Origin of the sequence: Bradyrhizobium sp. LVM 105 (genome assembly GCF_003957705.1) — a bacterium.
Taxonomy (GTDB): Bacteria; Pseudomonadota; Alphaproteobacteria; order Rhizobiales; family Xanthobacteraceae; genus Bradyrhizobium; species Bradyrhizobium frederickii.
Map to the genome: position 1 here is coordinate 296,426 of NZ_QZMV01000005.1, position 13,692 is coordinate 310,117.

A 13,692-nucleotide genomic window follows, 5' to 3' on the forward strand; every position below is an offset into this window, starting at 1 on the left:
TCCCTTAGCGCTTCCGGATGACGAGGAAATGCGCCGGCTGTCCCCAGGCGCTGATGAATGCTGCATCCGACCGGGTGAGGGCGGCGACGGTAGACGCGTCCCGCCGCCCGATTGCAGCAAAGATGCGGTGGAAGCTGTCGAGCGTAGCCGCGATGGCTTCGATGTCGGCCGCGTCGTCGGCGAGAACGTCCGTCGTGCCGATCGTCTCGCGCAAGGATGCAAGGCCCGCGACGACGCGCGGCAGGCTCTCGCCGAAGGGATCGTCGATCATCGCATCGACGTCGCGAACCAGCGCCTCGATCGACGCGGAAATCGCCTGCACGGCATCGGCCTTGCCGACCAGATAGAGCTTTCCCCCGCCGAGGAAGCTCAGGCGGCTGCGATCGAGATGGCGCGCGGCGCGACGCAGCTTCTCGTCACCGGGCAGCACCTTCTTGTGCCAGTAGATGTCGAGGCTGTCGCGGTAGGCCGGCCATGCCGAATGGACGTCGAATCCCCTGTCGTGCGCAGCCGTGCACAATGCGGTCGCGTCGAGGAAGTAGCGATGCCTGACGAACGGATTCTCCAGCACGTCCATCAGCCAGGATTCGAAGCTGCGGGTGTGCGGAATGCTGTTCCACTTCGTCTCGAACAGCATCTTCGCCGTCTCAAGCGCAGGACGGCCGGTCAATGCCTTGCCGGCCGCATGCATCGCCTTGAGCGCGAGCTCGAAGAAGCCGCCATAGCGCTCGTAATAGGAAACGACGGCGTAACCGTCCGGGTTGAGCAGGCGGTGGAAGATTGCGAGCCATTTTTCGCTCGGCTGCACGGTGTAGATGAAGCCCTCGGCATCGATGATGTCGAAACGGCGGTCGCTGCTAAAGCCCTCGACGTCGGCCAGCGCGAGTTCGCGAAGACGTCCGGTCAGACCGAAACGCGCGAAATAGGCCTCGATCTTCGGGTGCGCCAGCCGGTTCGGTTCGGCGAGTGTCATGTTCGCGCCCCAGCCCGCGAACACCAGAGCGTTCTCGCCGGAATCAGGACCGAATTCGAGCACCTCGGCATCGCAAAACAGTCGCGGCGGCAGCACCAGCTTGTCCGAAAACAGCTCGCGCCGCTGGGCGGCATAGGCCTCGAGCTCGCTCGACGATTTGAAGTTCCCGAACGTCGGCAGGACGTCCTGACGTTCGTAATAGTTGAAGAGCTTGTCGTCAGCCATGCCGCGACCTTGCGGCCGCCTCGAGACGGTCGAGCTCGCTCCAGATGTCCGAGGGCGCGAAGATCGAAACGATCTGCAACGGTCGCTTCACGTTCTCGCGCAGCCGGCTGCTGACCTTGGCCTCGTTCTCCTCGTTCACGGCGAGAAGACAGACGAGTGGCCCAGACTTGCCTGCGAGATCCTCGGGCGAACGGATCGGAATGCCGGTACCGGGCAGGAACAGTCCCTGGCGCTCCTTCTGGTCGTCGACGGAGAGATCGACGAGATCGGCCAGCTCGTGGGCGTTGGTGAAGGTGCAGGCGCGGCAGCCGGCGCCGTAGATGGCGATCTCCGCGCCGTTGGCGCGGGCCTTCGCCAAAATCGGGCGGAGACGCGCGCCATACTCTCTCGCGCGCTGACCGAATTTCTCGCCGACGCCGGACGGCGCGGGCGGCGACGCCACGTCGCCCTTGGCACGGCGGGCGGCGATCGCAAGGCTGCCGCCGCTGAAATTGTATTTCTTCACGGACACCGCCTCGAAGCCGTGGCGCGCCAGCAGCGCGAGCAAGGTCGGCTCGGTGAAATAACTGACGTGCTCCTCCCAGAGGACCGAGAGGTCTCCCACCGCCGAGCCCGGAGCAAAATCAGGTACGTCGATGAACAGCAGGCCGTCGTCGCTGAGCGCGATCTTGACGCAGTCGAAGAAGTTCTCGAAATCGACGATGTGCTCCAGCACCTGGCGCGAGACCACGAGGTCGAACTTGCCGGCACTCGCGACCGCATCGTGACACAACGCCGGGCTGATCATGTCGGCATAGACCTTGATGCCGCGCTCGCGGGCGATCTTGCCCGACACCGGGTTGGGCTCCACGCCCACCAAGGTCTTCGCACCGCGTTCGCGCAGCTTGTCCATGAACAGGCCGTCGTTGCATCCGATCTCGAACACGGATTGATGCTTGGAGAATTTCGCGATGGTGTCGAGCTCGTCCGCCTGATGCGGCTCCGGTTTCCAGCTGCTGAAATTGTAGTTGAACTGGCGATACAGAATTTCCGGATCGATCGGCTTGACGATCTGTGGCAGGCCGCAATCGCCGCAGGCCAGCACTTCGAACGGATAGCGTTCCTCTTGCTCGTTTCGGCTATGCCGAAGTCGGTGCGCAATCGGCATCAATCCGAGGTCAATGACCGGACGCAGGTTGGTCGAATGGCAAAGGCGGCAATGGTCGGTCACTGGTCAGGCTCTTTGCAGGAACAACATTGGAGGCACAGCCCCCGGGTGAAACTCCGAACTGGCTGAAGGCTATATAGTGGCTCAGCCTGCGCCACAATTCCTAAGTTGTCTTGTCCCTGCGCCACCAAGGTCGGAACAGCGCCGCGCCACGGCACGATCGCCTTCGATCGATGGCATCCGGCCCGTCGGGTTGCTGCGGCAGTTCCGTGCGGTTGCACCTTGTTCAGGTACCCGCAATTACCGCTGATGGAGCGGTGGAGCCGTATCATCCGGTTCGGCGTCGTAAGCCGCACGCTCGGGCGCAAGCAGCCACACAGCGCCCCCGATGATGCCGACAATGAGATTGCCGAGCCCAAGCAAGATCGATATCGCGAGCGCCTTGTCGGATGCGATGCCGACAAGCCCGAGCGAGCCGACCATCGCTCCCTCACGGATGCCCCATCCTCCGATGGAGAGCGGGACGGCGGCCGCCATGATCACCAGCGGCACGAGGACGAATGCGTCGAGTGCGGACAACCCGGCGTCCAGCCCGATCGCGAGAGCATAAGACGCCGTAATGGTCAGAAGATGAACAACAATGGCCGAACCTAACAAGGCTTTACGTCCCGCTCTCGCGAGTAGCGGAGCTTCGAGAAGCGCCGCAAATTGCATGATCCGGACGGGAAGACCTGCAGTCGCTCGGGCCGACAATCGATTCAACATCAGGAGGACGATTGCGCCGAAATATGCGGCGGCGACGACAGCTGCGACGGCGAACAGCAAGACGTCGTCATGAATGCGCGAGATCAAGAACGGCATTCCCGCCAGAATGAGCAAGCCAAGGGTCAGAAGGCCGATGAACCGATCTGCGACAATGCTGCTCAGGGTCTGCGACCACTTTACTCTATGGCGCCGCAACATCCATATACGGACTGCTTCGCCGCCGGAGGGCAACACCTGATTGAACCAGGCGCTGGCAAGTACGATGCGCCATCCGGCCACCCAATTCAGGGACACGCCGATCGCGCGGAGGATCAGAATCCAGCGGTTGCACAAGGCGAACGTCTGCGCGAACAGCAGCAGCATCGCCAGCGCGAGCATGTGTAGTTTGACAGCGAGAAGGTCGGCCTTGAGTGACGAAAGATCGAGGTCGCGTGCAACCAGAATGATAATGCCGGCTGAGACCATGAACTTGGTCAGGACAATGATCGTCTTCTTGCCAGGAGGCATCGTCAGCCCGTTCCACCCGTCAGCAGCCAGTCCTTCCCGGCTTCGCGCATTGGCTGAATGCGACCGGCCGGAGGAGGGCGATGGAGAGCCGCGGCGCTAGCTCTGGCGAGCATGGGTGCAATGGCTCAAGTCGAACTGGTCCTTTCCAGGGAAACCTACCAGGAGGATCAACGGGAGCCATAGTATGAGCATCGCGATTTGCCTATCGAGCTCCGGAGCCGGAGTCCTCGCAGGCTGGCGCGGGTAACGCCAGCAGCCAGGCGGCTCCACGTACTCCGGGCCGGCGGCAAGGTGGCCGGTATTCTGCTCTTGCTAGCGGAATTGCCAGATCGTCCTTCAATTGCATGAGCTCGCCGCGACCTTGCGTGGCCGACGGCGCATCCTCAAGGACGGCCCTCATCAGTTCGAGCAGTCCGATGCGATCGGGCGGCGGAATTCCGGGCGCCGCGCGGTAGCGCCAGGTCTCTCGTCGTGGGGGGCAGGGAAAAAATTCAAGGTAGGAGATCGTGCAGCCTTCACTCCGTACAGCCCCAGAACTGTCGAAATCTCCACAATAATCCGTGTACACGAACGATCGCTCTCGATTTGCATCGCGCAGCGCCATCTGTGCGACATTCATGTCAGGGGCGCCAAGGCAGCGGGAGCGATACGAGATTATATGGACATTCTCTATATGGAGCCTCACGACCTTTGGTTCGGGGTCAGCAAGCAAGGCTGCTCGAACTTGCCGCTGGAGATCCGAGCTGATCAGCCCGTCGTAGAGAAGCCATTTGGAGTCCTGCACCATGGACAGCGCGAAGACGGTGAGCAGGCCGCCAGCCAAACCGGCGCGCAATCGTGCTCCCGGAACCGCCTGGATGAACGTCGCCATCAGCATCAAGATGCCGAACTGCGAGGGAAAGAGCAGTCTCGATTCCGCCCGCATCACGTCGCCATAAATTCCGGTGATGGCGTAAGGCATCGCACCGAGGAGGGCGATTGCGGCTCCCAGCACCAACAGCAATATCGCGTTGGCGGACGAGACGAAGCTCCTCAGCAGCCATGGTGTCCAGAAAGCGCTCACGGAGAGCAGGGCCGAGCCGACCATGGCGGCCAATGCCAGGGCTGCGGAATTGCGGCTTCCCAGTAGCCCGAACCCGCGGGAATAGGCGTAGTCCAGGCCGGTCCAAAAGGCCATGAAATGGGCCGCCAGCGCTTCTCGGATGACGACAGGGTCAGACACGAAACCATATTGTCCGGCGTAATGACCGCTCTTGCCCAAAATCGTCAGCCGCAGCAAGATGATGGTCGCGATGGCCAGCCAGAACGGAGCGAGCCGCGCAAGTGTCCGTGTCCAACGTTCGCCGGCAGATCGGGCCAGCACGACCCGGAGTGGCTCGAGGGCGATCAAGGTCTCCAGCGACAATGAGAAGAACAGGCAGAACGGTGCGGCCCATCGAAGCGCCCGTACTTTCGAATAGGTCAACTCGTAAGACAACAAATAGAAAAGCAGGAAAACGTCGTAGACGGCGTTCTGCGAAAGGCGAATGACGTAAAACGGGCTGAGCAGGAAGAGAGCCGCAAACAATGCAGCTATCGGCTTCGTGTGCGGTGACCTCTGGAGGATGGAGTAGAGCAACAGGCCGTTCGCGAGGTGGCAACCCAGACCTGCTAACCGCGCAGCGACGTCGGGCATATCGGGCAAGAGAACGACGAGCAGCGACATCGGCACGATGAAGCCGGCATGAGCCGCTTCCCGCAGCACGCGGAAAAGTCCGGGGAGGCCCTCAGTCCAGTAGGTGTAGTAAACGCTCCAATCGTCGCCGAAGACCTCGCGTGCGAACAGTGCAGGCAAGCTCGCACCAAGGGCGAGAACCACACCGACCCAGACATATCCAATACCCATTCGCTCGCGCATGTAGGAAAGCGCGGCGTCTGGGATCGTCTTCCGGCGGAGGCCGTCGGGACGGACCGGCTCGATCATGGCCTCAGGCCTTCGCATCGCGGCCTTGATGTTCCATGACGAGCCTGCCGATCTGCGTGATGTAGTCGCGCGCTTCGGCGGCGTCACTGCCATCGGGGGCCCAGTCCGGAAAAGCCGTCCGCGAGGGATCGAACGGACCGGCGGTGGTTTCGTGGAACACCAGCCATTCCGAGGTGATCAGGATCGAATGGAAGACCTTTTCCGGCATGCGGTAGTAGCAGCGCTTGCCCTGGCCGTAGGGCGCCATCTCGAGCACCTCGCGAATGCGGCCGTCGTCCTCGAAGATCACGACCTGCGCGGTGCCCTCGATGACGTGAAACGATTCAGGTTTGCCAAGATGCTTGTGGGGCCGCACATAGGCCTCCCGGTGGTGCACGATCAGCATCTCGTGCAGGCCGGACGAGGGATCCGGATGCGTGCACAGCCGGCTGCGCAGACGCGGGTTGCCGGCGGCGATGCGTTTCAGTTCCGCGATCGTGGCGTCATCCGCCGTGACGATGGCGTCGTCAGAATAATAGACCTCGGGATTCTGCATGCGCAGAGAGGTCGGCCGGCGCAGGCCCGTCGCCTCATTCGAAGAAGATGAACCCATGGTCGCCCCGGTAGCCGCATTTGTCGTAGATCCACGCCCAGGTTTCCGGGCCGTGGAAGCTCAGGCAGGTGAGCTGCCAGTAGAGCAGATTGGCCTTCTCACGCTCGTTGCGGAAGGATTCCACCATCAGATATTTCGAGGTGCCGCGTCCGACGCGCTCGATCTCGGGCACCGCGCGGAACACGTCCTCGAGCGGAAGGTTGTGCAGCACGCCGAGCGACACCACGAGATCGAAGCTGTGATCGGGGTAGGGCAGCTCGACGGCGTTGCCGACCTGGAGCTGCGGCCGGACCTCCTCCTTGGCATTGGCGATGCCGTAGTCAGAGATGTCGATGCCGGCGATGGTGAGGTCGGGGACGAGCTGGGTGAACTCGTAGAGCAAATAACCCTTGCCGCAGCCGACATCGAGCACGCTCATGCCGGGCTTGATGCCGTAGCGATCGATCAGGGTCTGGGCGAGCGGGCGCCAGCGTCCGTCATAGCGATAGCCGCCATAGCCGTAGCGCCGGTCGCCGTCCCAGTAGTCGCGTCCCCATTGCCGCGCGACGGTGGCGGATTCCGCCTTGTCGTGCTCGACTACGCGCTGGACGTAGTTCCGCCTGGTCGAGGCGTGCATCGGCTGGAGCAGGTTGATCTCGCTCATGGGGCTCAACCGGTCCGCGGCATGGTCACAGGATGGTCGCGTACTTGTTGACCAGCAGGATGTCCTCGACCGCCTGGATGTCCTTCTGCGACGACAGCGTGATCTCCTCGACGGCTGCGTGGAGGTCGCAGCCTTCGCGCAGCACCCGGTCGTAGATTTCCCGCCGGCGAGCCTCGTCGGGCGGCAGCATGAAGATGCTGTAGAGAATCATGCCGCGCAGTTGCGGCAGCTCGTCCAGGATGTCCTCGAGCACCATGTAGCTGCCGGGCATGGTGTGCTCGGCGGCACTGAGGAGATAGTGCAGGTTCTTCCGCCGCGCATAGTCGCGGATCACGATGTTCTGGACGTGCTGCGGGGTGCGGCTGCCGTTCAGCGGCCGGGCGCCGATATAGCCGCGATGGCCGGTGCGCTCAGCCATGGAAGCCTCCCGGCAGCTTGTACTGCATGCCGACCCGCGTCGCCGGGCGCAGCAGGATCGGCTCGAAGAACTCGCCGAAGCGCTTGTCGGCGTAGGGCGACATGATGCTCTTGAAGCGGCAGTTCATGCTCCAGCGCGTGCCGGCTTCCTCGTTGACGCGGTTGCCGTGCATCAGGGTCTGGTTGAACAGCATCACGTGACCGTAGGGAATCTCGATGAAGGTCGCGTGCGGCTTGATCGTCTTGTACAGCTCCTCGGCGCTGCGCAAGGTCGCCATCCGGTCCTGCATCTCGCCGTTCAGGGACGGCGGCAGCAGATACATCGATTTGGTCCGGTGCACGTCGACCAGCGGCACCCACACCACGACCTCGAACGGCGAGTCGCCCGACCAGACGTCGGAATGGGTGGCGAGCAGCGACGAGCTGTCGCCGGGAAGCTGAATGCTCAGGTTGACGCGGCGCTGCATGCAGAGCTCGTTGCCGACGATGGTCTCGATCGTCGAGCGCGCCAGACGGAAATAGGTCGGACGGAACCACGGCTCGGCATTGAGGCCGTTGAAGACGTGCAGCCGCAGGCCGTTGAGATCGTCCACGCTCACGCGCGTGTGGATGGTGTCGAGCATCGCGTAGGGATCGTTGCTGTGCGGCAGCTTCAGATAGTCCGCCGCGAGCTCCGCGGCGCGCCGCTGGATGCGGTCGAGCCCGGCGCGATCGTCGGCCGGCGTGGTGACGAAGCCGTCGTCGATGAAGCGCTGCGCCAGCGCCTGCTCGCCGGCCTGAAGGAAGTCCGTATCCGTCATGCAAAGTACTCCCGGGCGGTCGCGCAAATATAGCTGATGTCGGCGGCCGACAGGAACTGGTTGATAGGAAGCGTGAGGATCTGGTCGGCCTGCCGCTCGGTCACCGGGAACGCGCCGCGGCCATGACCCAGATGCGCCGCCGCCGGCTGCAGGTGGATCGGGACCGGATAGTGAATGGCAGTCTCGACGCCCTTGTCGGCCAGATATTTCTGGAAGTCGTTGCGGCGGTCGGTCTGCACCACGAAGGTATGGAAGGTGTTGAACTCGATGTTGCGGCAGGGCGGAATGAACAGAGGCAGGCCTTCGAGCTCGGCGCGGTATTGCGCGGCGTTGCGCCGCCGGCGTTCGATCACCGAGGGCAGGTGACGCAGGCGAATGCGCAGCACCTCGGCCTGGAGCGTGTCGAGCCGTGACACGATGCCCCATTCCTGGACGTCACTGCGGTTGATCAGGCCGTGATTGCACAGCCGGCGGATCCTGGCGGCGAAGCCGGCGTCGGCGGTGACGAGGAAACCGGCATCGCCGGCCGCGTTGAGATTCTTCAAGGGATGGGCGGAGAAGCAGCCGAACGTGCCGATGGTGCCGCTCATCCGGCCGTCATAGGTCGAGCCGACGGCTTGCGCGCTGTCCTCGATTACGGCGAGCGCGTGCTTGTCCGCGATCGCCATCAGCGGGGTCATGTCGGCCATGCGCCCGGTCAGATGCACCGGCATGATCGCCCTGGTGCGCGCCGTGACGGCGGCCTCGACCGCGGCCGGATCGATGTTCTGGTCCGGCAGCACATCCGCAAACACCGGCGTGGCGCCGACCGCGATGATCGCGGCGGTCGACGCCACGAACGAATTCGGGGGGGTGATGACCTCGTCGCCGGGGCCGATGTCGAGCGCCCGCAAGGCGAGGATCAGTGCGTCGGTGCCGGAATTCAGCGTCACCACATGCGGCGAGCCGAGATAGGCCGACAATTCCTCCTCGAGCTTTCCGACTGCCGCGCCGCCGATGAAATCGCCGCGCTGGAACACGCCCTCGACCGCCTGCATGATCTCGGCGCGCTCTTCCTCGAATTGCGCGGGAAGATTGACGTAACCGATGCGCCGGCGGCCGGTGTCAGCGTCCATGGCAGAACTTCCTGACGGTTTCGATGACGCGGTCCTGCTGCGCACGCGTCAGATGCTGGTCGACGGGGAAGCTGATGACCTCCTTGGCGTGGCGGTCGGTGACCGGGAAGGTGCCGGGCGCGTAGCCGAGATGCTTCAGGCCTTCCTGCTGATACAGCGGGATCGGATAGTGGATCTTGGCCTCGATGCCGTTGTCCAGGCAGTACTTGTAAAGCTCGTCGCGGCGTTCGGCGAACACCATGTAGAGATGGTAGACGTGCTTCACGTTGGGCCGGCGCGGCGGGACGCGCAGGCCAGGCAGGCCGGCAAGGCCCGCGTCGTAATAGGCGGCATTCTCGATCCGGCGCCGCGTGATCTCGCTGGTCTGACCGATCAGCCAGTTGCCGACGACCGCCTGGAGGGAATCGAGCCGCGAATTGCAGCCCAGGATCGCGATCTCGTCGCGGTTCTTCATGCCGTGGTTGCGGATCAGGCGGAGCTTCTCGTTCATGCCGTCGTCATTGGTGACGACGACGCCGGCATCGCCCCAGACGTTGAGGTTCTTGAGCGGATGCAGGGAGAAGCCGGCCGCGATGCCGTGGGTGCCGGAACGCTTTCCCGCAAACTCCGACAGGATGCCCTGGCAGGCGTCCTCGACCACGGGCAGGTTGCGACGCTGCGCGATCGCCATCAGCTTCCCCATGTCGGTAACCTCGCCGGTCAACTGAACCGGCATGATCGCCTTGGTCTTCTCAGTGATCGCGGCCTCGACATGGTCGACGTTCATGCAGAAGGAATCGTCGCAGTCGACCAGCACCGGCGTCGCGCCGGTTTCCGCGATCGCACCGACGGTGGCGATGAAGGTGTTGGCGGCGGTGATGACCTCGTCGCCATGACCGATGCCGAGCGCTTTGAGCGGCAGCTTGAGCGCGTCAGTGCCCGATCCGACGCCGATGGCGTGACGCACGCCGATCAGTTCGGCAAAGCGCTTCTCGAATTCGGCAACGGGCTTGCCAAGGGTGAAGTCACCGGTCGCAACCAGCCGGCCGATCTCGGCCAGGATCGGAGCGGGGTCGGAGAACTGCTCGAGCAGATAGGAATATCGAACGTCGTACATGTGACCCGTCAGATGGAATGAAGTTGAGGAGCGGAGCTGCGCGACGCCGCGAGCGCGTGCTCGATCGACGTCGCGATGGCGCTGGCGGACAGTCCGTGCTTCTTCAGCAGCGAATCCTGCGAGCCGTAATTGTGCATGAAGCGGTCCGGCAGCGACAGCCGCAGCATCGTAGGGAAGCCGGAGCCGAGCCGGTCGATCAGCGCTTCGGCGACGGCGCTGCCGAGGCCGCCGGAGGGCACGTGCTCCTCCAGCGTCGCCACGAGCTTGGTGCCGCGCACCGCCTGGAGCAGCGCCTCGGCGTCGAGCGGCTTCACCGTATGCATGTGCAGGATGCCGGCGCGAATGCCTTGCGCGGCGAGCTGGTCGGCGGCGGCGATTGCGCGCTGAAGCATGATGCCGGTGGTCACCATGAGGACCTCGCCCGGCGGCCGCATCAGGATGGCCTTGCCGATCTCGAAGCCGTGCTCGGCCTTCGAGACGATCGCGTCGCCGCCCTTGCCGAGCCGGATGTAGATCGGCCCGGTCCAGTCGAGCGTCTTTTCCATCAGCCGCGCGGCCTCATCGGCGTCGCACGGGCAGACCACCGTCATGTTCGGCAGCGCCCGCATGATGGCGATGTCTTCGATCGCCTGGTGGGTGGGGCCGAGCGGCGCGTAAACGAGACCGCCGCCATTGGCGATCAGCCGTACCGGGAGGTTGTGCAGACAGAGGTCGACGGCGACCTGCTCGTAGCAGCGGCGGGTGAGGAATGTCGCGATGGTGTTGACGTAGGGCACGAAGCCCTCCATCGCCAGACCAGCCGACATGCCGATGATGTGCGCCTCCGAAATGCCCTCGATCAGATGGCGCTTGGGAAACTCCTTGCTCATGGCGCGCAGCGTGCCGGCGCCGGGATCGGAGCCGATGTAGAGCACACGCTCGTCGCGCGCGGCGAGCTTGTGGACCATGTTCATCGCGGTGTTGCGCATGGGGAGCCGATCAAAAATCGCCGACGGCGACGCGAATGGCGTCGAGCTCGCTGTCGGTCAGCTTGTTCTTGTGATGCCAATCGGCGTTGGATTCCGCGGCCGGCAGACCCTTGCCCTTGACGGTATGGCAGATGATCGCGGTCGGTTTGCCCGGAACGGCCGGGACTTGCTTTAGGACGGTGCGCAGCGCGCCGACGTCGTGGCCGTTGAGCTCCTGCACGGCGAAGCCGAAGCTGCGCCACTTGTCCGCGAGCGGCTCCAGCGGCAGGACGTAGTCGGTCGGCCCATAACTCTGGAGCTTGTTGTAGTCGATCATCGCGACCAGGTTATCGAGCCCGTGCTTGGCCGCACCCATGGCGGCTTCCCACACCGATCCCTCGTTGATCTCGCCGTCGCCGAGCAGGACGAAGGTCCGGTAGCTGCGCTCGCGCATGCGCGCGGCGAGCGCGAGTCCGACACCGATCGACAGGCCGTGGCCGAGCGCGCCGGTCGATGCCTCGACGCCCGGCACCATGCCGTATTCGGGATGTCCGCCCAAGATACTGTCGGAGCCGCAAAACCCGTCCAGTTCCGACAGCGGGAAGAAGCCGCGATCGGCGAGCAGCGCATAGAGCGCCAGACAGCCGTGTCCCTTGCTGAGGATGGCGCGGTCGCGTTCCGGATCGCCCGGGTTGTTCGGGTCGATCCGCAGCACGTCGTCGTAGAGCACGCGGACCATCTCGATCAGCGACAGGGCCGGACCGACATGGCCGCGTCCTGCGGAGCGGACAGAACCGAGGACGAGGCGGCGCAAATACAGACTGCGCTCGTCCAGCGTGCAGGTGAGGGCGGCTTCAGCGTGGGGTGAGATCTGGATCACGTTGGCAAATCGTTTGATGAAGCCGGCGGGCTTTGTCGAGCTGACCGGCAAGGCGGACCGTCAGATCGCCACCTTGCGCAGCCAGGGCGCGCCGGGAGCGGCTTTCGGGCAAATAGGCATTCAGGACAATCAGGCACCAAATCGCCCCGAAGACAGGATACAGTACGTCACGGCGGATCGCAAACGCGTCATCCCCAGCGTCGAACGCGCGCGAGAGCCTCTCGATCAATCGGTTCGCGCTGGCCTCCGGCAGATCGCTGCCTGGGTGAATCGCGGTGTCGGACACGAGCTTGACCGGATCGTCCCACCCGAAATATTCGAAGTCGATGAAGCGCAGCCTGCCGTCCTCGGCGCGCAGCGCGTTGTGCAGACCGAAGTCCGAGGGGCTCAATGCGCGATGAGCGGGCAAAAGGTCCGCTGCGGGATTTCGTCCGAGTTCCGCATAACGTCGACGGAGGCGTCGAACGGCGGCGGCCGTGCTGGGAACCAGGCTGCCGTCGATGAACGCACGCAGATCCGGATGATCGTCCGAGGCCCGCCTCAGTCCGTCGAGGCGCTGCTCGTATTGGGCGATGGCTTGCTCGGGCGAAAAGATGCTGGCCGAGGCGTTCCGCAGGGTCTGTGCACCCTCGGCGTCGCGCAATTTCTGCAATTCGATCAGGAAATCGGCCAGCTGGTCGGCATCGTCCTCCCGGGGATGCAGGACCGCCGCGTCACCGTCGAACCATTGATACAGCGCGCAGAACGCATCTGCGTCCTTTGCGATCGGCCGCGGCGTCGACGAGATGCCGTGGCGCGATAGAAACGTGAGCGCGTCGTATTCCTGTCCCAGGCGATCGCGCCCGTCGGACGGATAGTGCTTGAGGGCGAGGGGCGGTCCCTTCGCCATCTCCAGCCGAAACACCCTGTTGTTGCCGCCGGACCGCGCCGGTTGAGCGGCTACGACCTGCGCTCCGGCCAGGCGGCTGCCGATCGAAATTGCATCCAGCGCGTTCAGGTCCGGCTCGCTCATTGCGCGAACACCTCGCGGCTTATATTCGCCCAGCTCGCAATCGGCTCGCAATGATCAGGATGGGGAGGCCGCGACTGCGTGAACAGGATCGACCGCGTCGTCTTCGGAAAATGCGGCTGCTCGAACACATCGACGAGATCGTCAATGAAGATATCGAGCTTCAGGCTCGCAAGCCGCTCGACCTTGGCCACCAGCGTATCCTCGAAATAGACATTGCCCGCCGCCAGCGCTGCATCGGCGGCGTCGATGAGACCTGCAGCTTTCAACCAACCGCGCGCGGCCTCGCGCAAGTCGACGCGGTCGGGGTCCTGATGGCCGAACTGCGTCTTGTGGCTGACGATGTAGACGCTCGCGCCGGCCTTGCGGCAGCTTGCGAGGAACTCGCGGACTCCAGGATAGATCTCGGCGCCGCCAATGCCCTTGCCGTAGACGAAGCCCTGCAGCCCCTGCCAGGCCAGCTCGCCGCCGGCACGGGACCGCAAGAGATCCCGTACCTCGGTCTTCAGCCCCTCCCAGCCCTCCGGCACCAGCCCACGCTGACGCGCGACGGCGGCAAAGACCTTGTCGTAGCAGATGATCGTGTTGTCGAAATCGATGCCGATCCGCACGC

General features: G+C 63.9%; 14 protein-coding genes. All 14 read right to left on the minus strand.

From position 1 onward, the window contains the following. Positions 1-4 precede the first annotated feature (4 nt). Positions 5-1,198 (minus strand): class I SAM-dependent methyltransferase, encoded by a 1,194-nt coding sequence (locus D6B98_RS16795; RefSeq protein WP_126258077.1) that lies wholly within the window; start codon positions 1,196-1,198, stop codon positions 5-7. Further along, entirely contained in the window at positions 1,191-2,408 is a 1,218-nt protein-coding gene (locus tag D6B98_RS16800) for a class I SAM-dependent methyltransferase (protein WP_126258078.1), read from the minus strand. The genes D6B98_RS16795 and D6B98_RS16800 overlap by 8 nt, the downstream gene beginning before the upstream one ends. A 237-nt stretch (positions 2,409-2,645) precedes the next feature. Beyond that, positions 2,646-3,617: a lysylphosphatidylglycerol synthase transmembrane domain-containing protein gene (locus D6B98_RS16805; RefSeq protein ID WP_126258079.1), complete on the minus strand. Its 972-nt coding sequence runs from the start codon at positions 3,615-3,617 to the stop codon at positions 2,646-2,648. Positions 3,618-3,819: 202 nt separating this feature from the next. After that, entirely contained in the window at positions 3,820-5,580 is a 1,761-nt protein-coding gene (locus D6B98_RS16810) for a hypothetical protein (protein ID WP_126258080.1), read from the minus strand. 4 nt (positions 5,581-5,584) lie between these two features. Beyond that, on the minus strand, positions 5,585-6,172 hold the full coding sequence (locus D6B98_RS16815) for a WbuC family cupin fold metalloprotein (RefSeq protein ID WP_126258081.1): 588 nt from the start codon (positions 6,170-6,172) through the stop codon (positions 5,585-5,587). Then, positions 6,150-6,815 (minus strand): class I SAM-dependent methyltransferase, encoded by a 666-nt coding sequence (locus D6B98_RS16820; RefSeq protein WP_126258082.1) that lies wholly within the window; start codon positions 6,813-6,815, stop codon positions 6,150-6,152. Before D6B98_RS16820 ends, D6B98_RS16815 begins: the two co-directional genes overlap by 23 nt. Positions 6,816-6,840: 25 nt before the next feature. Then, complete coding sequence (locus D6B98_RS16825) at positions 6,841-7,233, minus strand: LIC12192 family sporadic carbohydrate cluster protein (protein ID WP_126258083.1); 393 nt, start codon at positions 7,231-7,233, stop codon at positions 6,841-6,843. Continuing rightward, entirely contained in the window at positions 7,226-8,032 is an 807-nt protein-coding gene (locus tag D6B98_RS16830) for a sporadic carbohydrate cluster 2OG-Fe(II) oxygenase (protein ID WP_126258084.1), read from the minus strand. The genes D6B98_RS16825 and D6B98_RS16830 overlap by 8 nt, the downstream gene beginning before the upstream one ends. After that, entirely contained in the window at positions 8,029-9,147 is a 1,119-nt protein-coding gene (locus tag D6B98_RS16835; protein WP_126258085.1) for a DegT/DnrJ/EryC1/StrS family aminotransferase, read from the minus strand. Before D6B98_RS16835 ends, D6B98_RS16830 begins: the two co-directional genes overlap by 4 nt. Next, positions 9,137-10,243, minus strand: a complete 1,107-nt coding sequence (locus D6B98_RS16840; RefSeq protein ID WP_126258086.1) for a DegT/DnrJ/EryC1/StrS family aminotransferase — start codon at positions 10,241-10,243, stop codon at positions 9,137-9,139. Before D6B98_RS16840 ends, D6B98_RS16835 begins: the two co-directional genes overlap by 11 nt. Positions 10,244-10,251: 8 nt before the next feature. Next, a complete protein-coding gene (locus D6B98_RS16845) occupies positions 10,252-11,211 on the minus strand; it encodes a transketolase family protein (RefSeq protein WP_126258087.1) in 960 nt (319 codons plus the stop codon). A 10-nt stretch (positions 11,212-11,221) separates the two neighbouring features. Next, positions 11,222-12,070 (minus strand): transketolase, encoded by an 849-nt coding sequence (locus tag D6B98_RS16850; protein WP_126258088.1) that lies wholly within the window; start codon positions 12,068-12,070, stop codon positions 11,222-11,224. Beyond that, the gene (locus tag D6B98_RS16855) at positions 12,045-13,082 is read right to left on the minus strand and encodes an aminoglycoside phosphotransferase family protein (RefSeq protein ID WP_164718670.1); all 1,038 of its coding nucleotides are present in this window, start codon (positions 13,080-13,082) and stop codon (positions 12,045-12,047) included. The genes D6B98_RS16850 and D6B98_RS16855 overlap by 26 nt, the downstream gene beginning before the upstream one ends. After that, entirely contained in the window at positions 13,079-13,690 is a 612-nt protein-coding gene (locus tag D6B98_RS16860) for an HAD family hydrolase (RefSeq protein ID WP_245481407.1), read from the minus strand. The genes D6B98_RS16855 and D6B98_RS16860 overlap by 4 nt, the downstream gene beginning before the upstream one ends. Between the last annotated feature and the right edge of the window lie 2 nt (positions 13,691-13,692).